Annotated in this window: 15 protein-coding genes; 7 read left to right on the forward strand and 8 right to left on the reverse strand. The window is 57.4% G+C overall.

Features of this window, described 5'->3' with window-relative positions; translation table 11 throughout:
* Positions 1-20 precede the first annotated feature (20 nt).
* From HY010_02850 to HY010_02860, 3 genes are all read right to left on the reverse strand, one after another.
* Complete coding sequence (locus HY010_02850) at positions 21-716, reverse strand: DUF4397 domain-containing protein (protein MBI3474644.1); 696 nt, start codon at positions 714-716, stop codon at positions 21-23.
* A 316-nt stretch (positions 717-1,032) separates the two neighbouring features.
* Complete coding sequence (locus HY010_02855; protein MBI3474645.1) at positions 1,033-1,719, reverse strand: DUF4397 domain-containing protein; 687 nt, start codon at positions 1,717-1,719, stop codon at positions 1,033-1,035.
* 129 nt (positions 1,720-1,848) lie between these two features.
* Positions 1,849-3,294 (reverse strand): apolipoprotein N-acyltransferase, encoded by a 1,446-nt coding sequence (locus tag HY010_02860; protein ID MBI3474646.1) that lies wholly within the window; start codon positions 3,292-3,294, stop codon positions 1,849-1,851.
* Between the two features lie 208 nt (positions 3,295-3,502).
* Between HY010_02860 and HY010_02865 the strand changes: the two genes are divergently transcribed.
* From HY010_02865 to pgl, 6 genes are all read left to right on the forward strand, one after another.
* A complete protein-coding gene (locus tag HY010_02865) occupies positions 3,503-4,747 on the forward strand; it encodes an HD domain-containing protein (GenBank protein MBI3474647.1) in 1,245 nt (414 codons plus the stop codon).
* Between the two features lie 192 nt (positions 4,748-4,939).
* Positions 4,940-7,018 (forward strand): transketolase, encoded by a 2,079-nt coding sequence (gene tkt / locus HY010_02870; protein MBI3474648.1) that lies wholly within the window; start codon positions 4,940-4,942, stop codon positions 7,016-7,018.
* A 60-nt stretch (positions 7,019-7,078) separates the two neighbouring features.
* Positions 7,079-9,967 (forward strand): bifunctional transaldolase/phosoglucose isomerase, encoded by a 2,889-nt coding sequence (locus HY010_02875; protein MBI3474649.1) that lies wholly within the window; start codon positions 7,079-7,081, stop codon positions 9,965-9,967.
* Between the two features lie 123 nt (positions 9,968-10,090).
* A complete protein-coding gene (gnd, locus tag HY010_02880) occupies positions 10,091-11,083 on the forward strand; it encodes a decarboxylating 6-phosphogluconate dehydrogenase (GenBank protein ID MBI3474650.1) in 993 nt (330 codons plus the stop codon).
* A 33-nt stretch (positions 11,084-11,116) separates the two neighbouring features.
* Positions 11,117-12,658, forward strand: a complete 1,542-nt coding sequence (locus HY010_02885; protein MBI3474651.1) for a glucose-6-phosphate dehydrogenase — start codon at positions 11,117-11,119, stop codon at positions 12,656-12,658.
* Between the two features lie 38 nt (positions 12,659-12,696).
* On the forward strand, positions 12,697-13,434 hold the full coding sequence (gene pgl, locus HY010_02890; protein MBI3474652.1) for a 6-phosphogluconolactonase: 738 nt from the start codon (positions 12,697-12,699) through the stop codon (positions 13,432-13,434).
* A gap of 13 nt (positions 13,435-13,447) precedes the next feature.
* On the opposite strand, the gene HY010_02895 is transcribed toward pgl, so the two are convergent.
* The 5 genes from HY010_02895 to lnt all read right to left on the reverse strand — a co-directional run bounded on the left by HY010_02895 (position 13,448) and on the right by lnt (position 18,386).
* Positions 13,448-13,852 (reverse strand): CoA-binding protein, encoded by a 405-nt coding sequence (locus HY010_02895; protein MBI3474653.1) that lies wholly within the window; start codon positions 13,850-13,852, stop codon positions 13,448-13,450.
* 33 nt (positions 13,853-13,885) lie between these two features.
* Positions 13,886-15,145 carry a hypothetical protein gene (locus HY010_02900; protein MBI3474654.1) on the reverse strand — a complete coding sequence of 420 codons (1,260 nt, stop codon included), beginning with the start codon at positions 15,143-15,145 and terminating at the stop codon, positions 13,886-13,888.
* A 3-nt stretch (positions 15,146-15,148) separates the two neighbouring features.
* Positions 15,149-15,802 carry an HD domain-containing protein gene (locus HY010_02905; GenBank protein MBI3474655.1) on the reverse strand — a complete coding sequence of 218 codons (654 nt, stop codon included), beginning with the start codon at positions 15,800-15,802 and terminating at the stop codon, positions 15,149-15,151.
* Positions 15,799-16,915 (reverse strand): peptide chain release factor 2 gene (gene prfB, locus HY010_02910; protein MBI3474656.1). Its coding sequence is split into 2 segments (ribosomal slippage): positions 15,799-16,836 and positions 16,838-16,915, totalling 1,116 coding nucleotides; the frame shifts between segments, so codons are not numbered across the junction. Before prfB ends, HY010_02905 begins: the two co-directional genes overlap by 4 nt.
* Positions 16,893-18,386 (reverse strand): apolipoprotein N-acyltransferase, encoded by a 1,494-nt coding sequence (gene lnt, locus HY010_02915; protein MBI3474657.1) that lies wholly within the window; start codon positions 18,384-18,386, stop codon positions 16,893-16,895. The genes prfB and lnt overlap by 23 nt, the downstream gene beginning before the upstream one ends.
* A gap of 434 nt (positions 18,387-18,820) precedes the next feature.
* On the opposite strand from lnt, the gene HY010_02920 reads away from it, so the two are divergent.
* The gene (locus tag HY010_02920) at positions 18,821-21,133 is read left to right on the forward strand and encodes an APC family permease (GenBank protein MBI3474658.1); all 2,313 of its coding nucleotides are present in this window, start codon (positions 18,821-18,823) and stop codon (positions 21,131-21,133) included.
* Positions 21,134-21,162: the final 29 nt, after the last annotated feature.

Genomic DNA, 21,162 nt, shown 5'->3' on the forward strand with positions numbered 1-21,162 from the left:
CTGCTTTCTAACTCTGCGAACTAGTTAAGATCGGACAGGACAATCGCCGTCAGCGGCGTTCCTCCGTTCTGCTTGTCGAGCGCTACAGCAGTGCGAATCTGACCTGCCGTAAGTGTCAACGCTCCGCTGTCGATCGCGATCGTCTTCGATCCGGTCGGCGTGATAAACACTTCGTAGCTGCCAGCAGCCACGCTCAAATAGTCCGACACACCCTTGAAAGGCACATTGGTGAGCGTTGGCGTAACAGTAGTGATATCCGTTCCTGGGGCTTCGACATAGATATCGACCGGGCCCGCGCTGGGCGCCGCATGGACCAATCGCAATTTGACTTGTCCCGCAGCAGGGGCGGTGTTGTTATCGGTGAGCAGCAGTGGTTCGATGTTTGCCAGCGTATTCACCGCCAGCAACGTGTAATCGCCGTTGGCAGAGAAAACCGGCTTGGCATCAATCACATCGGTAGTTCCGCCCGTGGCGCGCACTTCAACGTGGCGAGTACCCGAACCCACAGTCAAATACGCGGACGCAGTCTCGTAGGCTGCGTTGGTCACAACCGCCTTGCCGTCCACCAGGACGTCAACGTTGGGCGCATCCGGCGAGGCATGGACAACCCGCAATCGTGAGCGATGGTCGTCGCCGCATCCAGTAGTAAAAAGAGCTGCACCGAGAATGATCGTGCTCAAGGCTAGGGAAAGAAAACGTGAATACATGGACATCATTCGAACTCCTTATGGTTTTGCCCCTAATGGGGATCGTTTGCAAAATGACCGGTCGCACCGGCCCGTGGATGGTCGATCTACCTATGGGTCGCCGGGAGTCTTGTGCACTCCGTTTGGCTGTACCTTCTCGGATGGCGAAAACAGGTTTGCTGTTGGCGACAAACCAGGCGGGGACGAAGTTCTTTTTCCTTACGTTCAAAAGGCTACGGAGCGTTTGCCTGTCAATCCCAGGGATTTAGGAAGAGGCAGGCGGGCCCTTGGTGGACGGGCCCGCGCAAGGCATGGATTGATGGAGTGGGACGGTTGAAATACTCTCTTAGTTCGCGTCGGTCAACATCGTGAACTCAAAACCGCCAACCGGATTGTTCAGGCCCAAAGCTGTGCGAATCTGACGGGAGGCAAACGTGATCTTGCCGCTGTCGAGATTGATAAATTTCTGCCCGGGCACAGCGAAAATGACGTGATAGTCTCCCGCCGCCAGGCCGGAGTAAGTCGTGACGCCTTGAAATGCCAATCCCGGAAACGTTGGATCGACGGAACTGATATCAGTGCCGTCCGGCACGATGTAGACATCCTGGATACCCATCCCTGGAGACGCATTGATGACGCGCAACTTGAAATTGCCTGAGTCGGGGGCAGTGTTGTCATCGATCAGTAACACGCTTTGCGGATCGAAGGAGAAGTTCATGGAGAGCAAGGTGTAGTTCGTGCCGGCCGAGATACTGTCGGATCGATCCGCCAAAAGGTTAGTCGCGCCGGTCGGTTCGATCTGCAACTCACGAGTCCCGGTCGCAATGGTGATGTACGAAGAGGAAGCGCCATAGGCAACACTGGTTGCAGCGCTCTTGGTGTCGATCAGCAGGTCGAGGCCGGCCTCGTCAGGTGTGCCGTTCACCAGACGAACTTTGGCGCCAGTGGAAGATGATCCGCAGCTAGTGGTGAAGGCGGTGAGAGCAGTAAGAGTGAAGACGGCGGCGAAAAGTACACACGTACGACGAAGCATTCGCGGGAACTCCTGGATAGTGAAGGTTTTTGGTGAACACTTGACTGGATGCGCACGACAGATCGCAAAGTTGCCGGGGTTCTGTAAATAGTCGTCAATGCGACGTAAAGTCTTGTAAAGCAGAGACGTCTATCTCTGTTTCGCACTCTGTTTAGAAGATCGAAGCGATAGAAGTAGGATGCCGAAAAAGGCGGCGAGGTTCAGCCATGCGAACCAATCGCCGAGGCGACGGTAAAGCGTAGATTCGTGGATCGTGGGGAGCGACACGCTTGCCATGGCAAACGTGGAAGAAGAACTGTCCGCTTCCGCTAGAATGCGGCCGCGACTGTCATTGATCGTGAGGAGCCCGTTGCGCGCGGATCGCGCGATCCCAAACCCATTCTCCACGCTGCGCAGTACGGCCATGCGGCCGTGCAGCCATCCATCGACGCGAAAATCCCACGCAGGCACAAGCAGCAATGTCGCTCCGTCACGGCCGTACTCGCTGCTCAGAGCGGGGAAATCCATGTCCTTGCAAATTTCCAGCCCCCACGCGCCCGCGGGTTGCGGCACCAGCGTTCGAGAGGAGCCGGGAAGTTCTGGCTCGAGCCCTGGGATCAGGTGGTGTTTGTCATAGCTGGCCTGCAACTTCCCTTCGGGAGAATAGTAACGGGACTCATTGAACGACCCGTTTGCAGTACGGCGCACCAGGCCAACGACGATGCCGGAATGGAGATCCGCGGCTGCGCGGGAAAATATCTCGTCGACTTGCGGGCGGGCGCCTTCCGAGACGCGCGCAATTTTTTCGGGAAGAACAATCACTTGTGTTCCTGGAGGCGTGATCCGCCGAAGTTCATCCACATACTCGTGGAGCAACGCCAGTGCCTCCGCATCATGCCCGGGATACGCGCTGTCTGGGACATCCTTCGCGACGAGCAAGACGGCCGCAGTGGAATCCGAGGAAGGACGACTACTCAAGCGCAAAGCTCCGTAGAAGAAGACGGCTCCCAGGATCAGGCCCACTCCGCACGCAAGGCTCCGCCGCTGCTTCGCACTAACTTTTTTGTTGAGGAGAGTGGCGAGAGTCCCCGCAAACAGAAAGATCACAAAGCTGATGCCCCAGATTCCACTGAGTGAGGCGATCTGAATCACCGGCAGAAAGTTCATCTGCGAGTAAGCCAGATTTCCAAACGTACTGTGCGGAGAGGTAACCGCGTTCAGGTATTCGTAGCTCACCCAGAAACTGGGTACGGCGAGAGCGGCGAGCCAGTATCTGCCTTTCAGCAACAATGACCGATGAAGGAGAACTGTCAGTCCGAAAATCAGCGCAGGGCCGGCGACAGCGAGAATCACGATGCCGAGCGGAATGCCGAGGATCCCGCGTAAGTACGGCCACATGTTCAGACCGCCCAATCCCCAGGCAAGGAAGGCTACGGCGAAACTGGAGGATCGCGAAAGCGACGGGGCCGCCATCAGGACAGGCGCGGGAGCAAGCCACATCACCCACCAAATAGGGTGAAGTCCGCTGCCGAAGTAGACGAGAACAGCGCCCGCGAGCGAAGCGACGGCGGCCAGAAGTGCAGTCCGGTAAGGCATCCGAACGAATATACATTCCACAACGATGCACACAAAACGGGTCCACCGTTACCGAGGCAACAACACTGGAGACCTGCCTGGAGTTGTATTGTCTGGATGCTTCCGGAAGCGCATTTTTACTGCACCAAACTAACCAACACGAGGGTCTGTGTCGCGCATGCTACGCTGATAACGCTCTGGTTTCTCAGCTGGCGCTCCGCGTGAGTTCTTGCAGGGAACCAATCTGAAAAAGCTGTTACGCACCGTGGAAGCACTGGCCGAGTTGGGTCCGGAACTGACAGCGGACCGCGACTTCGGGCAGACCGCGCGCACCATGCTTACGGCCATTATTGAGGCCGCGGGCGCGCGCGAGGCAGTCCTATTCTCATTCGGCGAGCGACCTTTTCTCCTCACCTCAGTCGGTGCGCAAGGATTCGCGCTCCTTCCCGAACCATCCCTGATCCCTCTTCTTCCCCGTCATGTTCACACCCTGGCCGCAGCGGCGGGACCCGTTCTACTGAACAGCAGCACGTATGACGTTTTCCTGAGTTCGAATGGCAATGTAGCTCCTGAATTATTCAAGTGCATTTGCCCCCTCAAAGTACGTGGAAGGTTGGTGGGAGCAATCGCGCTGGGCCGGCGAGTGGGCGATGCGGCCTATGAAGAAGACGCGCTCGACGCCTTACATTTGATCAGTAACTACGTGGCGTTGTCGATTCAGAATCACTCCTTGAGCCAGACTCTGGCGCAAAGGGTGTCCGAGAATTTGCGGCTGCTCGCTTCCCTGCATGGTTTTTACGACAACGCGCTCGAAGCCTTTGCCAGCGCCATCGACGTGAAGCACGTCAATATTCACGGCCATTCGCTCCGGGTGGGACGATACGCGCAAGCCATCGGAGAAGCACTCGGGATGCAGTCGGAGCAGGTGGGAGCGCTGCGATCGGCGGGTTATCTACACGACATCGGAAAGGTTGCGGTCGACAAAAGGCTGTTCAGCAAACCGTCGTCACTGAATCCCGAGGAATTTCGCGAGATGGCTGACCACACCGTGGTTGGCCACCAGATTGTCAGCAATGTGCAATTCCCGTGGCCGCAGATTCCCGAAATCGTGCGCTGGCATCACGAGCGCGGAGATGGAACGGGATACCCCGACGGACTCCACCGGGACGAGATGCCCCAACCCGTCCGCATCATCGCGTTGGCCGATACCTTCGACGCGATGGTCAGCGCGCGTCCTTATCGGGAACCATTGCCACTCGGGAGCGCCCTGCAGGATCTGATTCGCATGACTCCCCAGAAATATGACGCGGAAGCGATGCAGGCTTTGCTCATCCAAGTGCGGCGAGATGCGGTGGGCAGCAACCGCGTGCCGTTGCTCGAACCCGGAGTCGTGAACCTGTCTGCCAGCGATGTGGATCAGTTGGCTTCTACATTGCACCACAAGATCACCCAGAACAAAGTATTCCTGACATAGGGCCCTTTTTCCGAAATTGTGATCTTGTTCTTGCGAAGAGGGCTGCCGGGATGCAAAGTCCACAACCCGCAGATTGTCTCCGGTGTAAAATCGAAGTTCAACCATGAAGGCAGGTCTCTGCAACAAAATGCCCTGATCTTCATCTAATTATCCGTACATCCCGGGATCCCAAAGACTGAAGAGGGGGACTTGATGGCCGTAAGCGATCAGGCTGTAGCCACCGATGCAAAGCTCGATCAGCTCAGTATCAATACCATCCGGACACTTTCGATGGACGGCGTGCAGAAGGCGAACTCGGGACATCCCGGGACGCCGATGGCGCTCGCTCCAGTCGCCTATACCCTCTGGCAACAGTTCCTTCGCTATGACCCGGAAGATCCGCTTTGGCCTAATCGCGACCGTTTCGTGCTATCGAATGGACATGCCTCGATGCTGCTGTACTCGATGCTGCATCTAGCGGGCGTTCGGTCCGTAAACAAGAAAGGCGAAGTCCTGCCCGACTTGTCGATTTCCCTGGATGATCTGAAACAGTTTCGCCAGATCGGCAGCAAGACTCCTGGACATCCTGAATACGGCTTTGCCACTGGCGTGGAAACGACTACAGGCCCCCTGGGCCAGGGCGTTGCGACCAGCGTCGGGATGGCGATCGCGGGCCGGTGGCTGGGCGCGAACTACAATCGTCCTGGATTCGACCTCTTCAACTACAACGTCTGGGTATTCTGCGGCGACGGCGACCTCATGGAGGGTGTCTCCTCCGAGGCAGCATCCGTTGCCGGTCACTTGAAGCTCTCCAACCTGTGTTGGGTGTACGACAACAACCAGATTACGATCGAAGGAAACACTGATCTCGCGTTCAGCGAGGATGTGACTGGACGGTTCAGGAGTTATGGATGGGATGTAACCCACGTTACCGATGCCAACGATCTCGGACAACTTGCGAAAGCTTTCCAGCACGCGACCGGCGTGCAGGATCGGCCGCAGTTGATTATTGTCGACAGCCATATTGGTTTTGGATCTCCCCACCGGCAGGACACGAAAGAAGCGCACGGCGAAGCCCTCGGCGACGAAGAAGTGAAGTTGACCAAGCGCGCCTATGGCTGGCCCGAAGACGCACAATTCCTGGTTCCGGATGGAGTCCGCGAGTGTTTCCGCGACGGCATCGGCAAGCGCGGCAAACACCTGCGCGATCAGTGGACCACGATGTACAACAAATACGGCGAGCAGTTCCCCGACCTCTCTAACCAACTCAGCCAAATGCAGCAGCACCAACTTCCGAGCGGCTGGGACAAGGATCTGCCAAGTTTTCCCGCGGACGCCAAGGGAACAGCAAGCCGCGAGTCTTCGTCCAAAGTTCTGAATGCGCTGGCGAAGAATATTCCGTGGCTGATGGGTGGCGCGGCGGATCTGTATCCGAGCACGAAGACTCGCCTGACGTTCGACGGTGCCGGGGATTTTGAAGCGGGCAAATATCAGGGCCGCAATTTCCACTTTGGTATTCGCGAACACGGGATGGGCGCAATCGTGAACGGCATGACGCTCTGCAATGTCCGCGCTTACGGTTCCACGTTTTTCATTTTCACCGACTACATGAAGCCGGCGATGCGGCTCTCCGCTCTGATGGAGATACCGGCGATCTGGATTTTCACGCACGATTCCATCGGCCTCGGCGAAGATGGTCCGACCCACCAATCGATCGAGCAACTGATCGCCTTGCGGGCAGTTCCGGACATGACTGTTCTGAGGCCGGGCGACGCCAACGAAGTAGTGGAAGCGTACAAGGTGATCATGAAGCTGCAGCACAGGCCAGCGGTTCTCGTGTTGAGCCGGCAGAATCTGCCCACTCTCGACCGCACGAAGTACGCCTCCGCGGCAGGCGTGGCCAAAGGCGCGTACGTTGTCGCTGACGCCGAAGGCGGCAAGCCGCAAGTCATCCTGATCGGCACCGGCAGCGAGTTGAGCCTGTGCGTTGACGCTTACGAAAAGTTGAAACAGGAAGGCATCAAGGCTCGAGTGGTCAGCATGCCTTCATGGGACATCTTCGATCGCCAGGAACAGAGCTACCGCGATCAAGTGCTTCCGCCGGATGTCACGGCGCGGCTGGCTGTCGAAGCCGGTTCGGCGCTTGGGTGGTCGCAGTATGTCGGCACCAAGGGCCGGGTGATCGGGATGCACACTTTCGGCGCTTCGGCTCCCCTGAAGGACGTCATGAAGAAATTCGGCTTCACGGTCGATAACGTACTGCAGAATGCGCGCGAACTGGTTGCAAAGTAACGAATCTGTAACGTCCATCGGCGAATCTGGTCGGGACATGAGTAGTCGTGAGGAGAGGTCATGAATCCTGTTGGAACTTTGGAAACGAGCAAAGCCGTCAACCCGTTGAAACAGCTGCAGGGGCTCGGCCAGTCGATCTGGCTGGACTACATCCGCCGCGATCTGATGACCGGCGGCGAACTCAAGCGCCTGATTGACGAAGATGGGCTCGCAGGCATGACCTCGAATCCGGCGATTTTTGAAAAGGCCATTGTCGGCAGCACGCTCTACCAGGATTTTCTCGACTCGCTTGCGAATCGCACCGACCTCGACGCCAAGGGTCGCTACGAACTGCTCGCTCTCCGCGACATTCAGGACGCCGCTGACTTTCTGCGGCCGGTATACCAAAGCACGAAACGCCGGGATGGCTACGTCAGCCTGGAAGTTTCTCCGTACCTGGCCAACGACACGCAAGGGACGATCGAAGAAGCGCGCCGTCTGTGGCGAGCGGTTGCCCGAGAGAACGTGATGATCAAGATTCCCGCCACACCCGCGGGGATTCTTGCCATTCGCCAGATGCTGAGCGAGGGCATCAACATTAATATCACTCTGCTCTTTGCCCAGAGCGTGTATGAGGAAGTCGCGCAGACGTATGTCGATGCGCTGGAAATCTATTCGGCCGGCGGCGGCGATGTCAGCAGAGTAGCCAGCGTGGCCAGCTTCTTTATCAGCCGCATTGATTCGCTGGTGGACTCGCTGCTCAACGAACAAATCAAGAAAGAAACCGATCCCGCGCGGAAAGCCAAGCTGCAAGGGATCCTCGGCAAGGTCGCAATCGCGAACGCCAAGCTGACCTACGAGGCCTACCAGAAGATCTTCTCCACTCCACGCTGGAAAGCACTCGCTGCCAAGGGAGGCCAGACACAGCGCGTATTGTGGGCAAGCACAAGCACCAAGAACCCGGCATATCGCGATGTCATGTACATCGAAGAACTGATTGGGCCGGACACAGTAAACACCGTGCCTCCCGCGACGCTCGACGCATTTCGAGATCACGGCAAAGTGCGTTTGAGCTTGACCGAGAATATTCCGGCAGCGCGCCAAACCATGGCCGATCTGGCTGCAGTCGGCATTTCAATGAAAGAAGTCACGGAAAAGCTCATCACGGACGCTGTAAAGCTTTTCGCCGACCCCTTCAAGCTTTTACTTGACGCAGTCGAGAAGAACAGCAAGGGCGGTGGGGCGAAGACCAACGCTCAGACCGCTACACTGCCCGCCGACCTTGACGGTGCCGTAAAAAAAAACCTTAGCGACTGGCAATCCGGCAACAAAGTAAAGCGTCTGTGGGATCACGACCAGACACTCTGGACGGGCGAAGACGAAGCAGCCTGGCTGGGATGGCTCGACATCACTGAGCAACAACTGGCCAATGTCGGCAAGTTGAAAGAACTCGGCGCCGAAATCAAGAGCGGCGGCTTCCGTGACATTCTCCTTCTCGGCATGGGCGGATCCAGCCTCTGTCCGGAGGTCCTGGCGCTTACATTCGGCCAGCAGCCTGGTTTTCCGAAGCTTCACGTCCTCGATTCCGTTGATCCGGCGCAGATCCGGCACACCGAAGCCAAGATCGATCTGGCCAAGACTCTCTTCATAGTCTCCAGTAAATCGGGTAGCACGCTCGAACCGAACATCTACAAGCAGTATTTCTTCGAACGCGTGAAGCAGGTACTGGGTGCGGACAAGGCAGGAGACCGCTTCATCGCGATCACCGATCCAGGGTCGAAAATGCAGCAGGTCGCGGAGCGCGACCGCTTCCGTCACATCTTCTACGGGCTTCCTACGATCGGCGGCCGCTATTCGGCTCTTTCGAACTTCGGCATGGTGCCAGCCGCTGCGATGGGACTTGATACGGAGAAGTTCCTCAATCGCACCGAGCAGATGGTTAAGGCTTGCAAGGCAAACGTTCCTGTCGCAGAAAATCCCGGAGTGGTGCTGGGCCTGATTCTGGGCACGGCCGCGAAGATGGGACGCGACAAGATCACGGTTATCACGTCGCCCGGTATTTTCGATCTCGGCGCTTGGCTCGAGCAATTGATTGCGGAGTCAACCGGCAAACTAGGCAAGGGCATCATCCCAGTGGATCGCGAAGCACTGGCTGCACCGGCGGTGTATGGCAAAGACCGTATCTTCGCCTACGTTCGACTGGAAACTGCGCCGGACGCGGCCCAGGACGCCAAGGTCGCCGCACTGGAAAAAGCAGGGCATCCCGTCGTTCACATCACCATGACCGACACCTATAACCTTGGCCAGGAATTCTTCCGCTGGGAAATTGCGACCGCCGTTGCCGGATCAATCCTCGGCATCAATGCGTTCAACCAGCCCGACGTCGAAGCCAGCAAGATCGAGACCAAGAAACTGACCACGCAATATGAGACGAGCGGTTCACTTCCAACCGAAACGCCAATCCTCGAAGACGCCGGCTTCAAACTCTTCACTGATCAAAAGAATGCGGATGCGTTGGCAATCGCAACTGGCTCTGACAAGTCAGTGAAGAATTATCTGAAAGCGCACCTGGCTCGCCTGGGCGCGGGCGATTATTTCGCGGTACTCGGCTACGTAGAGATGAATGCGGAGCACGAGGCGATACTGCAGGAACTACGAACGGCCGTCCGCGACCGCAAGCGCGTGGCGACTTGTTTGGGCTTTGGACCACGTTTTCTGCACTCGACGGGTCAGGCATACAAAGGCGGCCCAAACAGCGGAGTCGTACTGCAGATCACATGTGATGATGCCCAGGATTTGCAGGTGCCCGGACAGAAATTCACATTCGGTATTGTGAAAGCGGCACAGGCTCGCGGCGACTTTGCCGTGCTTGCTGAGCGCAATCGGAGAGCGCTGCGGATCCATCTCGGTCCGGATGTGAAAACAGGGCTCAGCAAGTTGGCGGAGTTAGTAAAACAAGTTCTAGCGTAAGTGCAGCGTAGAGGCTCGGCTTGCCTCATCTTCGTTGCGACAGAGATGCGGCAAGCCGTGTCTCTACATTCAGATTTTGGTGTCTTGAACGTTTTCTGTGTTTCCGAAAATAAGGAGCATGGCATGCAATTAGGAATGGTAGGGCTGGGGCGCATGGGCGCCAACATGACGCGGCGACTGCTGCGCGGTGGACACAAGCTGGTCGTTTCCGATCTCAGTTCCGAAGCGGTCAAGCAACTGGCCGGCGAAGGAGCCTCTGGATCGACCTCGCTCCAGGACCTGGTCAGCCAATTGAGCGCTCCCCGCGCAGTCTGGGTGATGGTGCCCGCAGGCGGGCCAACCGAGAACACGGTGCAGTCGCTCCTGCAGTACATGCAACCGGGAGACGTCGTCATTGACGGCGGTAACTCCTACTTTAAGGATGATGTGCGACGTTCGCTGATCTGCAAGGCAAAAGGTGTCGATTATGTGGATGTAGGGACCAGTGGCGGCGTCTGGGGACTTGAACGCGGCTATTGCATGATGATCGGCGGGCCTGACGGTGCTGTAAAACGCCTCGACCCGATCTTTAAGACGCTGGCTCCCGGACGCGGCGACATTCCGCGTACTCCGGGCCGCGAGAAGATGGGCGGCACGTCGGAGGATGGCTATATCCATTGCGGACCGTCCGGCGCGGGACACTTTGTGAAGATGGTGCACAACGGTATCGAGTACGGCATGATGCAGGCCTATGCCGAAGGCTTCGACATTTTCAAGAACGCGACCAGCAAGGACCTTCCCGAAGAAATTCGCTACGACCTGAATCTGGCGGATATCGCGGAAGTCTGGCGACGGGGCAGTGTGGTCAGTTCATGGCTGCTCGACCTCACCGCCATTGCCTTGGCGGAAAATCCGACGCTCTCTGAATACAGCGGATTTGTGCAGGATTCGGGCGAAGGCCGCTGGACGATCCAGGCAGCCATCGAAGAATCCGTTCCTGCGGAAGTACTGACTGCGTCGTTGTTCACGCGCTTCCGCTCTCGCCAGGAACATACGTTTGCAGAAAAGATACTTTCTGCGATGCGCCAGAAATTCGGCGGACACGTCGAGCCGAAAGCACAACCGAAGAAAGCGTAAGGGGCGCTCGCAAACTCCCCTGACAGGACAAACATGGCTTTGACCGAAGCGGCACCGACTTCAGCAAAACCGCGCGTTGGACGCGTGGCCGATCCCTGCGTGATGGTGATTTTTGGCGCGACTGGCGACCTCACGCGCCGGAAACTGATTCCCGCGCTTTACAACCTGGCCAGCCAGCAATTGCTGTCGCGGGAGTTCGCCATCATCGGAGTCGGACGCACTCCCATGACCAACGATGAGGCACGCAAGAAGCTTTCCGAGGACTTCAAGCAGTTCGCGACCGGCCCGGTTGATCCCGATTTGTGGGAATGGTTTGTCCGGCACTTGCACTACGTGTCGGGAAACTTCGACGATCCTGCAACCTATGACCGGCTGAAGCAGGAACTCACGAAGGTGGAGAAGGACCATTCCACGCATGGCAACGTCTTTTTCTACCTGGCGACAGCGCCGAACTACTTTTGCGAGATCGTGCAGAGCCTGGCCAAAGTGGATCTGATGAAAGAAGAGAACGGCCAGTGGCGGCGCGTGATTGTTGAAAAGCCGTTTGGCCACGACTTGGAGTCGGCGCGAACGCTGAATCAGAATCTTCTCAAGTTCGCCTCCGAGCACCAGATCTACCGCATTGATCATTATCTGGGCAAGGAAACGGTCCAAAACATCCTGGCGTTTCGGTTTGCGAACGGAATCTTCGAACCCATCTGGAATCGCCGCTACATCGACAACGTGCAGATTTCCGTGGCCGAAACAGTGGGCGTGGAAGGCCGCGGCGGTTACTACGATACGGCGGGAGCTCTGCGTGACATGGTGCCGAACCACATCATGCAGCTGATCACGCTCACGACGATGGAGCCTCCGATTTCGTTCGAAGCGAACGCGGTGCGCGACGAACAAGCCAAAATCCTGCACGCGATCCAGCCGTTCACTTCCGAAGACGTGCTCAGCAAAACCGTCCGCGGGCAGTATGGAGATGGTGTAGTCAACGGTCAGCGTCTGCCTGCATACCGTTCGGAACCCGGCGTTCCCGCCGACTCCAAGGCTGAGACCTACGTCGCCATGAAGCTGCTGATCGACAACTGGCGCTGGGCGGGAGTTCCCTTCTTCCTGCGCACCGGCAAGCGCATGGCGAGCCGCAATACCCATGTGGTGATCGAATTCCGGCGCGCTCCGTTCGTGCTGTTCCGGGAGACGCAGGTGGAAGACCTGATGCCGAATCAACTCGTCATGCACATTCAGCCCGAGGAAGGCATCTCACTGCGTTTTGCGGCCAAGACACCCGGCCCCGCAATGAATCTGGGCGAAGTCGATATGGACTTCAAATACGCCGACTACTTTGGCGAGACCACCGCCACTGGATACGAACGCCTGCTCCACGATTGCATGATTGGCGACGCTACGCTATTTCAGCGTGCCGATATGGTTGAGGCGGGATGGAGCATCGTCACTCCTGTGCTCGATGTATGGAAAGCGTTGCCTCCGCGCAATTTCCCGAACTATCCGTCGGGCGCGTGGGGACCGAAAGACGCGGACGAATTGCTGGAGCGCGATGGCCGGGCGTGGAGAAATTTCGAGAAATAATGCGCCAGCCACTCTAGCCAGGAGCATCCTCAGAACGTATGACGTGCATTCGGATCATCGAAGTACTTCCCGCGCCTGCCGAACTCTTCGAAGCTGCCGCGAAAGAATTCGTTCGCATTGGCCGCGCCGCCATCGCCGAACGCGGACGCTTTACGGTGGCTCTCTCCGGCGGTTCGACTCCCCGAACTCTCTATTCACTGCTCGCTAAAGAGCATGCCGACTTTGCATGGAAGAAGACTTTCCTCTTCTTTGGCGACGAGCGCCACGTGCCACCCGACCACCACGACAGCAACTATCGCATGGTGAACGAAGCGTTGCTTTCAAAGGTATCGATCCCCGCCAAGAATGTGTATCGCGTTCAGGCCGAGGACCCGGAAGCAGCGATGGCGGCATCGGATTATGAAAAGCAATTGCGCAGCTTCTTCAAATTGACACCGGGAGAGTTTCCGCACTTCGACCTGATCCTGCTGGGACTTGGACCCGACGGCCACACGGCTTCCCTGTTTCCCGGCTCAGATGGATTGAAGGAACGTTCCCGTCTGGTGATCGCGAACTGGGTGGAGAAGTTCAAGACCCACCGCATCACCTTCACGTTCCCGGTTTTGAACCACACGACCGACGTCATGTTCCTTTCGAGCGGACCCGAAAAAGCGGATATGGTTCGCGAAATCCTGGAAGGCCATCACAGGCCTCCCTATCCTGCACAGCAAATTGAGCCCGAAGGTCGGTTGGTTTGGATGCTGGACGAGGCTGCGGCTGCAAAATTGACGAGCTAAGTTGTGATCCTGATTATCGGAATCGGGCACGGTGCTCTTTCAGAATGCAACGGTCCATTACGACGAAAATCCCCGCCTGGCGGGCCTTTTCAGCGGCCTGTTCGTTGATCACATCTTCCTGAAGCCAGATCGCGGGAATCTTCAACTGGATGGCTTGCTCAACAATCTCATCCACATATTCTGGACGTCGAAAAACGTCGACGAGATCAATCTTGCCGGGGACATCGAACAGGGACGGATAGGCTATTTCTCCCAACGCCTCGGAAATGTGCGGGTTCACGGGAATGATTTTGTATCCCTGCGATTGCATGTACGCAGAAACGCCATGGCTCGGGCGCATCGCACTATCGGACTGTCCCACGACGGCAATGGTTTTGACCCGGGACAGCAATTCGTAGATGGCGTCTGGTTGCTTCAAGAGAGCACGCTCACTGGTTGCAGCTGGCAGAAATTAGTCTTTGCCACCCTTCTCCATTTTCTGTTTGAACATCCGCAAGGCAAGCTTGCGAACCGTGTCGGACACTTCTTTGTTCCCCGACAGATTCTTCAAATCGTGAATCAACAGGTTCTTCATGAGGCCGAGCGAGATATCCAGCGGCGTGCGTGGATTGAACACCAGATTGCGCACGATCGTGTAGTTCTTCATGAAGCGGCGGCGCATGGGTATGGCGCGCAAGACCGCCTCCAGTACATTCTTCTGGAGTGCGAATTTTTCTACCTCGCCGTCGGAGACTTTCGGAGAATCGAGTACCGCCAGTGCCACCAGTTTGGTGCTATCGCGGATTAGGATGGATCGCTCTTCTTTGCTGCCGCGCATCGCCAGCGCAATGCGCCCCGTAATGTCGAGCTTGGAGATCTTCTGGAGCGTGCTGTCACGCTTGGTGTCCCCCAGTGCCACGATCGGCTTTCTGCCTGCCTTGATGCCGGCGGCACTCGGCGATGCAGGAGTCGCGGGAGCTTCCGGTACTGGTGCGGTTGCGGTTCCACCCTCGATGCCAGTTCCCTCCTGCACAACGACTGCTTCAAACGGCTTATCGCCTGCCGCAGCCAATTCGGATTGATTTTGCTTCAGGTAGTCCACAATCGCCTGCTCAACGGCGGGTTCGTTCACGCCTTCGGAGTCGTCCGCAGGAATTGAGGGATCCACAATCGGAGCCGCCCCAGCTTCTGGATTCGCAGCCGCCGTCTCAACCGGCGCAACGGCTTCCACGGGAGGCGTCGCGGGCGCTGTGGCGGACGCGCCTTGTCCGGGATTGACGAGTGCTGCCAGTTCATTGGCCCGAACCCGCGGATTGCTTTGCAGCGCCGTCATGAGCGCAGTTGATTTCTTGAAGGTCTCGTCGGCAAGCAGCGCCTCGACCACCCAACGAGCACCTGTGCCGGCTACTTCCAATAGCGACTTTTGTGGGACCGCGGGATTCTTCAATAGCGCCGGCAGCGTTACCGGACGAAGGTTCTTCGGCGACACCAGGTATCCCAAAACCTCAGCGCTGGTATTCGGGTCGGCGGCAACCGATGTTGATGCATTTTCATCCCAGCCAGCCAGGGTCATACGCGCCTGTTCCGCAAATACCTTGTTGTGGAGGGCGAGGTGGACGAGAATTTCCATCATCTCGGCGGGCTGTACAGAGAGCGCACCGCGCGCCGCCGCCTGCATCATTTGCGATGACATCTGCGATTTGCGGACCAGATCAATCATCCGATGCTGCATGATTCATCTCCCTCGTTTGTCCTGAACCCTTGCTGCGCGCCGCTTTCGGGCGGCTCGGGGCGGTTTTACCCCGGCCATCATTTCCAGTTCGCACACGACAATCGCCAGCTGACGGGTGGTCCGATTCGCTTTGCGGCGCTGAAATTCTTCATTCAAGGCGCGATAGTACCAGAGCGTGCCGTCACGGCCGCCGCTGAAACGTTTCCAGATGGACTCCCCGTCGTAGCGATAGTCGGCAATGATGGTGCGAACGTTATGCAACTTGTCGGAAGCTGAGACCAGGCGGGTTTCGGCGTCTTCGCTCTTCAGCCGGGATAGATATTCGCTCTTGCGGACGATCCACGGCAGTTTCGGATCGGAGAACGAATCCGTGCAGCCTTCGACAATCTTCGCTACACGGCCGCCAAACATTTTATGAACCTCGCGCAGCCTCGGCATGCCGCCACAGTCTTCCACCACATCGTGCAGGAGTGCTGCGATGGCCATATCCTCGTCGCCGCCGCTTTCCATTACCAACGACGCAACCGCCATCAGATGCGACAGATAGGGCACGGCAGTTTGTTTGCGAGTCTGTCCTGCATGCTTATCGGCAGCATAGCGAAATGCCTTCTGCAGACGCGGGCCTAAGTGTGGCGGCTTGGGGGCGCCAGGTTTCATGTTGTTTTTTCACCTCTCCGCATGCGCAGGTACGCCTGCATGAACGGCCTCAAATTGCCGTCCAGTACACGGTCTACGTCGCCGACTTCGAACTTCGTCCGGTGATCTTTGATCAGGCGGTACGGTTGCAGGACATAAGAGCGGATTTGCGATCCGAAACCGATATCGAGTTTGGAGTCTTCAATTTTCTTGGTTACTGCGCGCTTCTTCTCCATTTCGAATTCGTAGATTTTTGAACGCAGCATGCTCATCGCCTTTTCTTTGTTCTTATGCTGGGAGCGTTCGTTCTGGCAACTGGCAACAAGTCCCGTAGGGATGTGCGTAATCCGCACCGCCGAATCGGTTGTGTTGACGTGCTGGCCGCCCTTGCCGCTGGAGCGATAGGTATCGATACGAATATCGTCCGGCTTGATGATGACTTCGATGCTGTCATCAATTTCCGGCGACACAAAGACGCTGGCAAACGAAGTATGGCGCCGCTTTGCCTGGTCGAAAGGTGAAATGCGGACGAGGCGGTGTACTCCGATTTCGCTGGAAAGGTAGCCGAAGGCATACTGGCCGTTGACCACGAAGGTCGCGGACTTGATGCCCGCTTCTTCGCCGGGCTGCTCGTCGTACATTTCCGTCTGAAAGCCCTGCTGCTCAGCCCATCGCAGATACATACGCAGCAGGATCTGCGCCCAGTCCTGGGACTCCGTACCGCCCGCACCCGGATGGATGGTCACGATGGCGTTGCGTCCATCGTTGTCGCCGGAAAGCAGCGTTTCAGTTTCTACGCGGTCGACAAGTTCGGTCAGGCTCGTCAGGTCGCGCTGCAATTCGCTGGTGACGTTTTCGCCTTCGCCGGCAAGATCAAAATACGCGCCGATATCATCGGTGCGCCGCGCCAGATCGCTTTCCAGGGACAACATGCCTTCCAGGCGCTTGCGTTCCCGCATCACTTGTTGGGATTTCGCGGGATTCGACCACAGACTCGGGTCAGCCGCCTGCTTTTCGATTTCGGCTAACTGCGGGCGCAGTTTACCGGCGTCAAAGATACTCCCGAAGGTCGTGGACTTTGCTTTTGAGTGCGGTGTATTGCTGCTCGAGTTCAGCTAGAAGGTTGTCGCTCATATTTGCGAAAAACAAAACGCGCTGGGATTGCGCCTAAAGAAATTATCGCACAGAGAACCGCGAACCAATCCCCATGCCGCGTGTAGAACGTGGTACTCGAAAGCAGGCTGTAGGGTGCGGAAAGAGTCGTACGGAATTTACGGCCCGTGGCGGCCACGATCCGGCCATAAGGATCGACCGAGGCGGTCTTGCCGGTATTCGTTGCAACCAGCATCCAGCGGCCATTTTCGATGGCCCTCATCTGCGTCATTTCAAGATGCTGTTTCCAGGCGCCGCTGTCGCCGTACCAGCCGTCGTTGGTCAGATTGATCAGGACGTCGGCTCCACGCTGCACGTATTCGCGGACTTCGTCGGGAAAAATTGATTCGTAGCAGATCGCGATTCCCAGCTTTTGCCCGCCTGCCTCCAGCGGCTCCCGGGAGTGCCCCCAGGCGAAGTTGCCGATCTGGTCGGTCAACATATTCATGAACGGGAGAAGGCGCTGGAATGGAATGTATTCGCCGAAAGGTACGAGATGAGTCTTGTCGTAGCGGGCGGCCAGTTCTCCGGACGGGTTAATCAATCCGGCGGAATTGAAGACTTCACTACGATGTTCGAACGACATCGATGCATTTTGCACGCCTATACTGCCAACCAGCAGCCAGGACTGGCTTTGACGCGCCAGTTCCTCGACGGGTCGTCGAAAATTGGGGTCGTTCAACAGGAATGGCGAGGGCGACTCGGGCCAGACGATCAAGTCGTAATGCTGGCCTTCTTTTCCGCCGGGAGGATGCAGGCTGATCCACGACAAGTCCCGCAGCGTCCCTTGAAAATAGTCGGTCGTCCAGGTCGATTCCGCCGGAATGTTCTGCTGCACAAGAAGGGCTGTATGGTCGGTGGAAACGGGCGGCGGCGATATCAATTGTCCAGCCTGCAATACACTCGCTGATGCAAAAGCCGCTGCCAGAAGCCACTTTCGACGATCTTTCGGCACCAGGAACGCAGCGGCGAACACGCTGTTTACCAGCATGATTTCAAACGACAGTCCGTAGACTCCCACCAGCGTTGTCACGCGGGCGAGCGCTGCATTGTTGGTTTGCGTGTAGCCGAGCAATTCCCATGGATACGCCGAGATCCGTGTCCGCGCCAACTCGATTGCGACCCACAGGAACGGGGCCACGGCCAGCGCGCGGCGCTGCAAGACTTTGTTGCCCGCGGAGTGTGCGAGAAGCAGTCCGAACACTCCGTGATAGGTGCCCATGTACATGCAGGCAGCCAGCAGCACCAGCAGTGCGAGCGGGATCGGCAATCCGCCATAGTGGCGCATGGTATCGAAAATCCAGTAGCAGGTTCCGAGGTACCACAAAGTGCCGCAGGTGTAACACATCAGGAATGCCTGCCAGGGGCTGGCGGGTTCGAGCCGCACGGAAGCATCCACTTGCAGGCTACCGGGCGTCTGGGTACGGCGCAGGGCAATCAGTAGGGGCGCCACTGCGATCCAGGAAAGCCAGAACAACCCGGGCAAGGGAAAAACTATAATCTGCAGAATCGCTGACAGCAGAACCAGAAGCCACGCGCTGGAGTGGATCTTTCGCACGCCGCAAGAATAGCAAATTCGTTCCCATTTCTGAGCCACCTCTGAGCGGAAGCCTGTTCTCCAGAGCGAGTATCAGATACCATGTTGTACTCATGCCTTTGCGGGTCGAACACATCGCACTTTTTTCAGAAGGAATGTGCCTTCTCGGATTGCTCGGCTCGTTCGTAGTCCCGGTACTCAGCGGCATCGAGAACTTGGAGACGCTCTTTGGCATGGATTTGAAGGAGGAAAAACCCTCCTGAGGGCCATCCTGATTTAGCATGTCGACTCCCAACCTGCCTACATCCCCGGGCTCAAACCGGGTTCGAATCGTAGTCGCCACGTCGGTGATGCTGACGTTCATCTCCTACTGGCGCGCGGCTGCGATCGTGCTCAACGACCTTGGCTCTTCCGCCTTTTATGCATGCGGCATCGCCGAACAGGCCGTCGGAAAATCAGCAGCCTGGTTCATCGTGGGCGTCATGCTGTTCTCGTTTACGGTACGAGCGGTGTATGTCGAGAGCTGCTCGATGTTTGTCCGGGGCGGCGTTTATCGAGTCGTAAAAGAGGCTTTAGGCGGAACTCTCGCCAAGGTCAGCGTTTCTGCGCTGATGTTCGACTACATCCTGACCGGGCCGATCTCGGGAGTATCCGCCGGCCAATATATTGCCGGACTGGTGAACGATACCCTGGTCACCGCCGACGCGCACGGCTGGATCCCGCGCGCCGTCCACACAATTTTCCACGGTACTCCGCACATCAACGTCAACTGGACCTCGGTCGTGCTGGCGCTGGTTGTCACGATTTATTACTGGCACGAAAACATCAAGGGCATCCACGAGTCGAGCGAACGGGCGCTGCAGGTCATGCAGATCACAACCGTGATGGTGGTCATTCTGCTCGGCTGGTCGGCCTTCACGCTGGTCAAATCCGGGTATCAGTCCGTACCTCTGCCAACGCCCGAGAATCTCCATTTCAGCAAGGAATCGCTTGGCTTCCTGAAAAGCAGCTTCCCGGAGCAGGGCCTGGCGAAGATGTTCGGCATACTCGGAATCCTGATGGCATTCGGGCACTCCGTGCTTGCCATGAGCGGCGAGGAATCGCTGGCTCAGGTCAATCGTGAACTGGCACATCCGAAGCTGAAGAACCTGAAAAAGGCCGCGATCGTCATCGCGATCTATAGTTTCGTATTCACCGGACTGACCGCCCTTCTGTCGGTCATGCTGATTCCGGACGCGGTCCGAGTCCCCGTTTACAAGGACAACCTGATTGCCGGACTGGCCATGCATTTGTACGGGCCGGAAATCCTGCGCCTGCTGTTCCGGGCGTTTGTTGTGGTCGTCGGCTTCCTGATTCTTTCGGGTGCGGTCAACACCGCAATCATCGGATCCAATGGCGTCTTGAACCGGGTTTCGGAAGACGGAGTTCTGGCCGACTGGTTCCGCTTTCCTCATCGCAAGTACGGCACCAGTTCCCGCATTATCAACATGGTGGTCGTTCTCCAGATTTTGACCATCCTGGCGAGCCGGGGAGATGTCTACGTCCTCGGCGAAGCGTACGCGTTCGGCGTGATCTGGAGCTTTACGTTTAACAGCCTGGCCATGCTGGTTCTGCGCTTTAAATACAAAGGCGAGCGTGGCTGGAAAGTGCCGCCGAATATCACGATTGGCGGACGGGAATTCCCGATTGGCCTGGCTTCGGTGTTTTTGGTATTGCTCGCAACCGCAATCGTGAACCTGTTCACGAAGTCGGTCGCGACGGTGGCTGGAGTTTCGTTTGCGGTTGTGTTCTTTGTGGTCTTCAGCGTGTCCGAGCGTGTGAACAATCGCAAGTCCGCGCTGGCGCAGAAGACGATGAAAGACCAGTTCCAACTCCTGCAGAGTGACACGGTCGAGCGCGCGTCGCTCAACATTCGCCGGGGCAATGTGCTGGTTCCCGTGCGCGATTACAACACGCTGGCTCACCTGCGCTGGGCTCTGGAGCGGATCGACACCCGGGAGCAGGATGTAGTCGTGATGTCGGCGCGAGTCAGCCGGTTTGGCGCGGCCGCCTACGACCTTTCCATGGAACAGATTTTCAGTGACTACGAGCAGACGCTGTTTACGCGCGCTGTGTCAGTAGCGGAGAGCGTCGGAAAACACGTGTCATTGCTAGTGGTTCCGGCCGCCGACGTCTGGTCTGCGATCGTACAGACGGCCAACAATCTCGACTCCTCGGCGGTCGTGCTGGGCCTGTCCAGCAAGATGCTGCCTGCGGAGCAAGCTTTGGCGCTGGGACAATCCTGGGAAGGCCTGCCGGAACCGAAGCGCCAGTTTGTGCTGCAAATCGTTCATCCCGAAGGTAAGGTGGATTCCTTCCGTATCGGTCCACACACGCCGACCATGATGAACGAGGATGTTCTGCTGCTCCACCGCTTGTGGCTGAACATCACCCGCGAACCGGGACTGGAAAATGTTCACCACCATGAAATCCTGACCGAAGCGTTGACTCGCTTCGCCCGTGATTACGGAGCTCGCGATCGTCAGGAAATCATCAAGGAATTGCGCCGGATCAGTGGCGAAGGCAGCACGTTTGCGCCGCGTCGCAGCGCGGGTCCGACTCTACCCATGCAAGTCGAACCCAGCCAGTCTGATCCTAAGAACGGCCCGCCGACCGCGATTTAAGAGCTTCTAATAGTGCCCCGTCGAAGACT

The sequence above is a fragment of the Acidobacteriota bacterium genome, from assembly GCA_016196065.1.
GTDB lineage: Bacteria > Acidobacteriota > Terriglobia > Terriglobales > Acidobacteriaceae > Acidiflorens.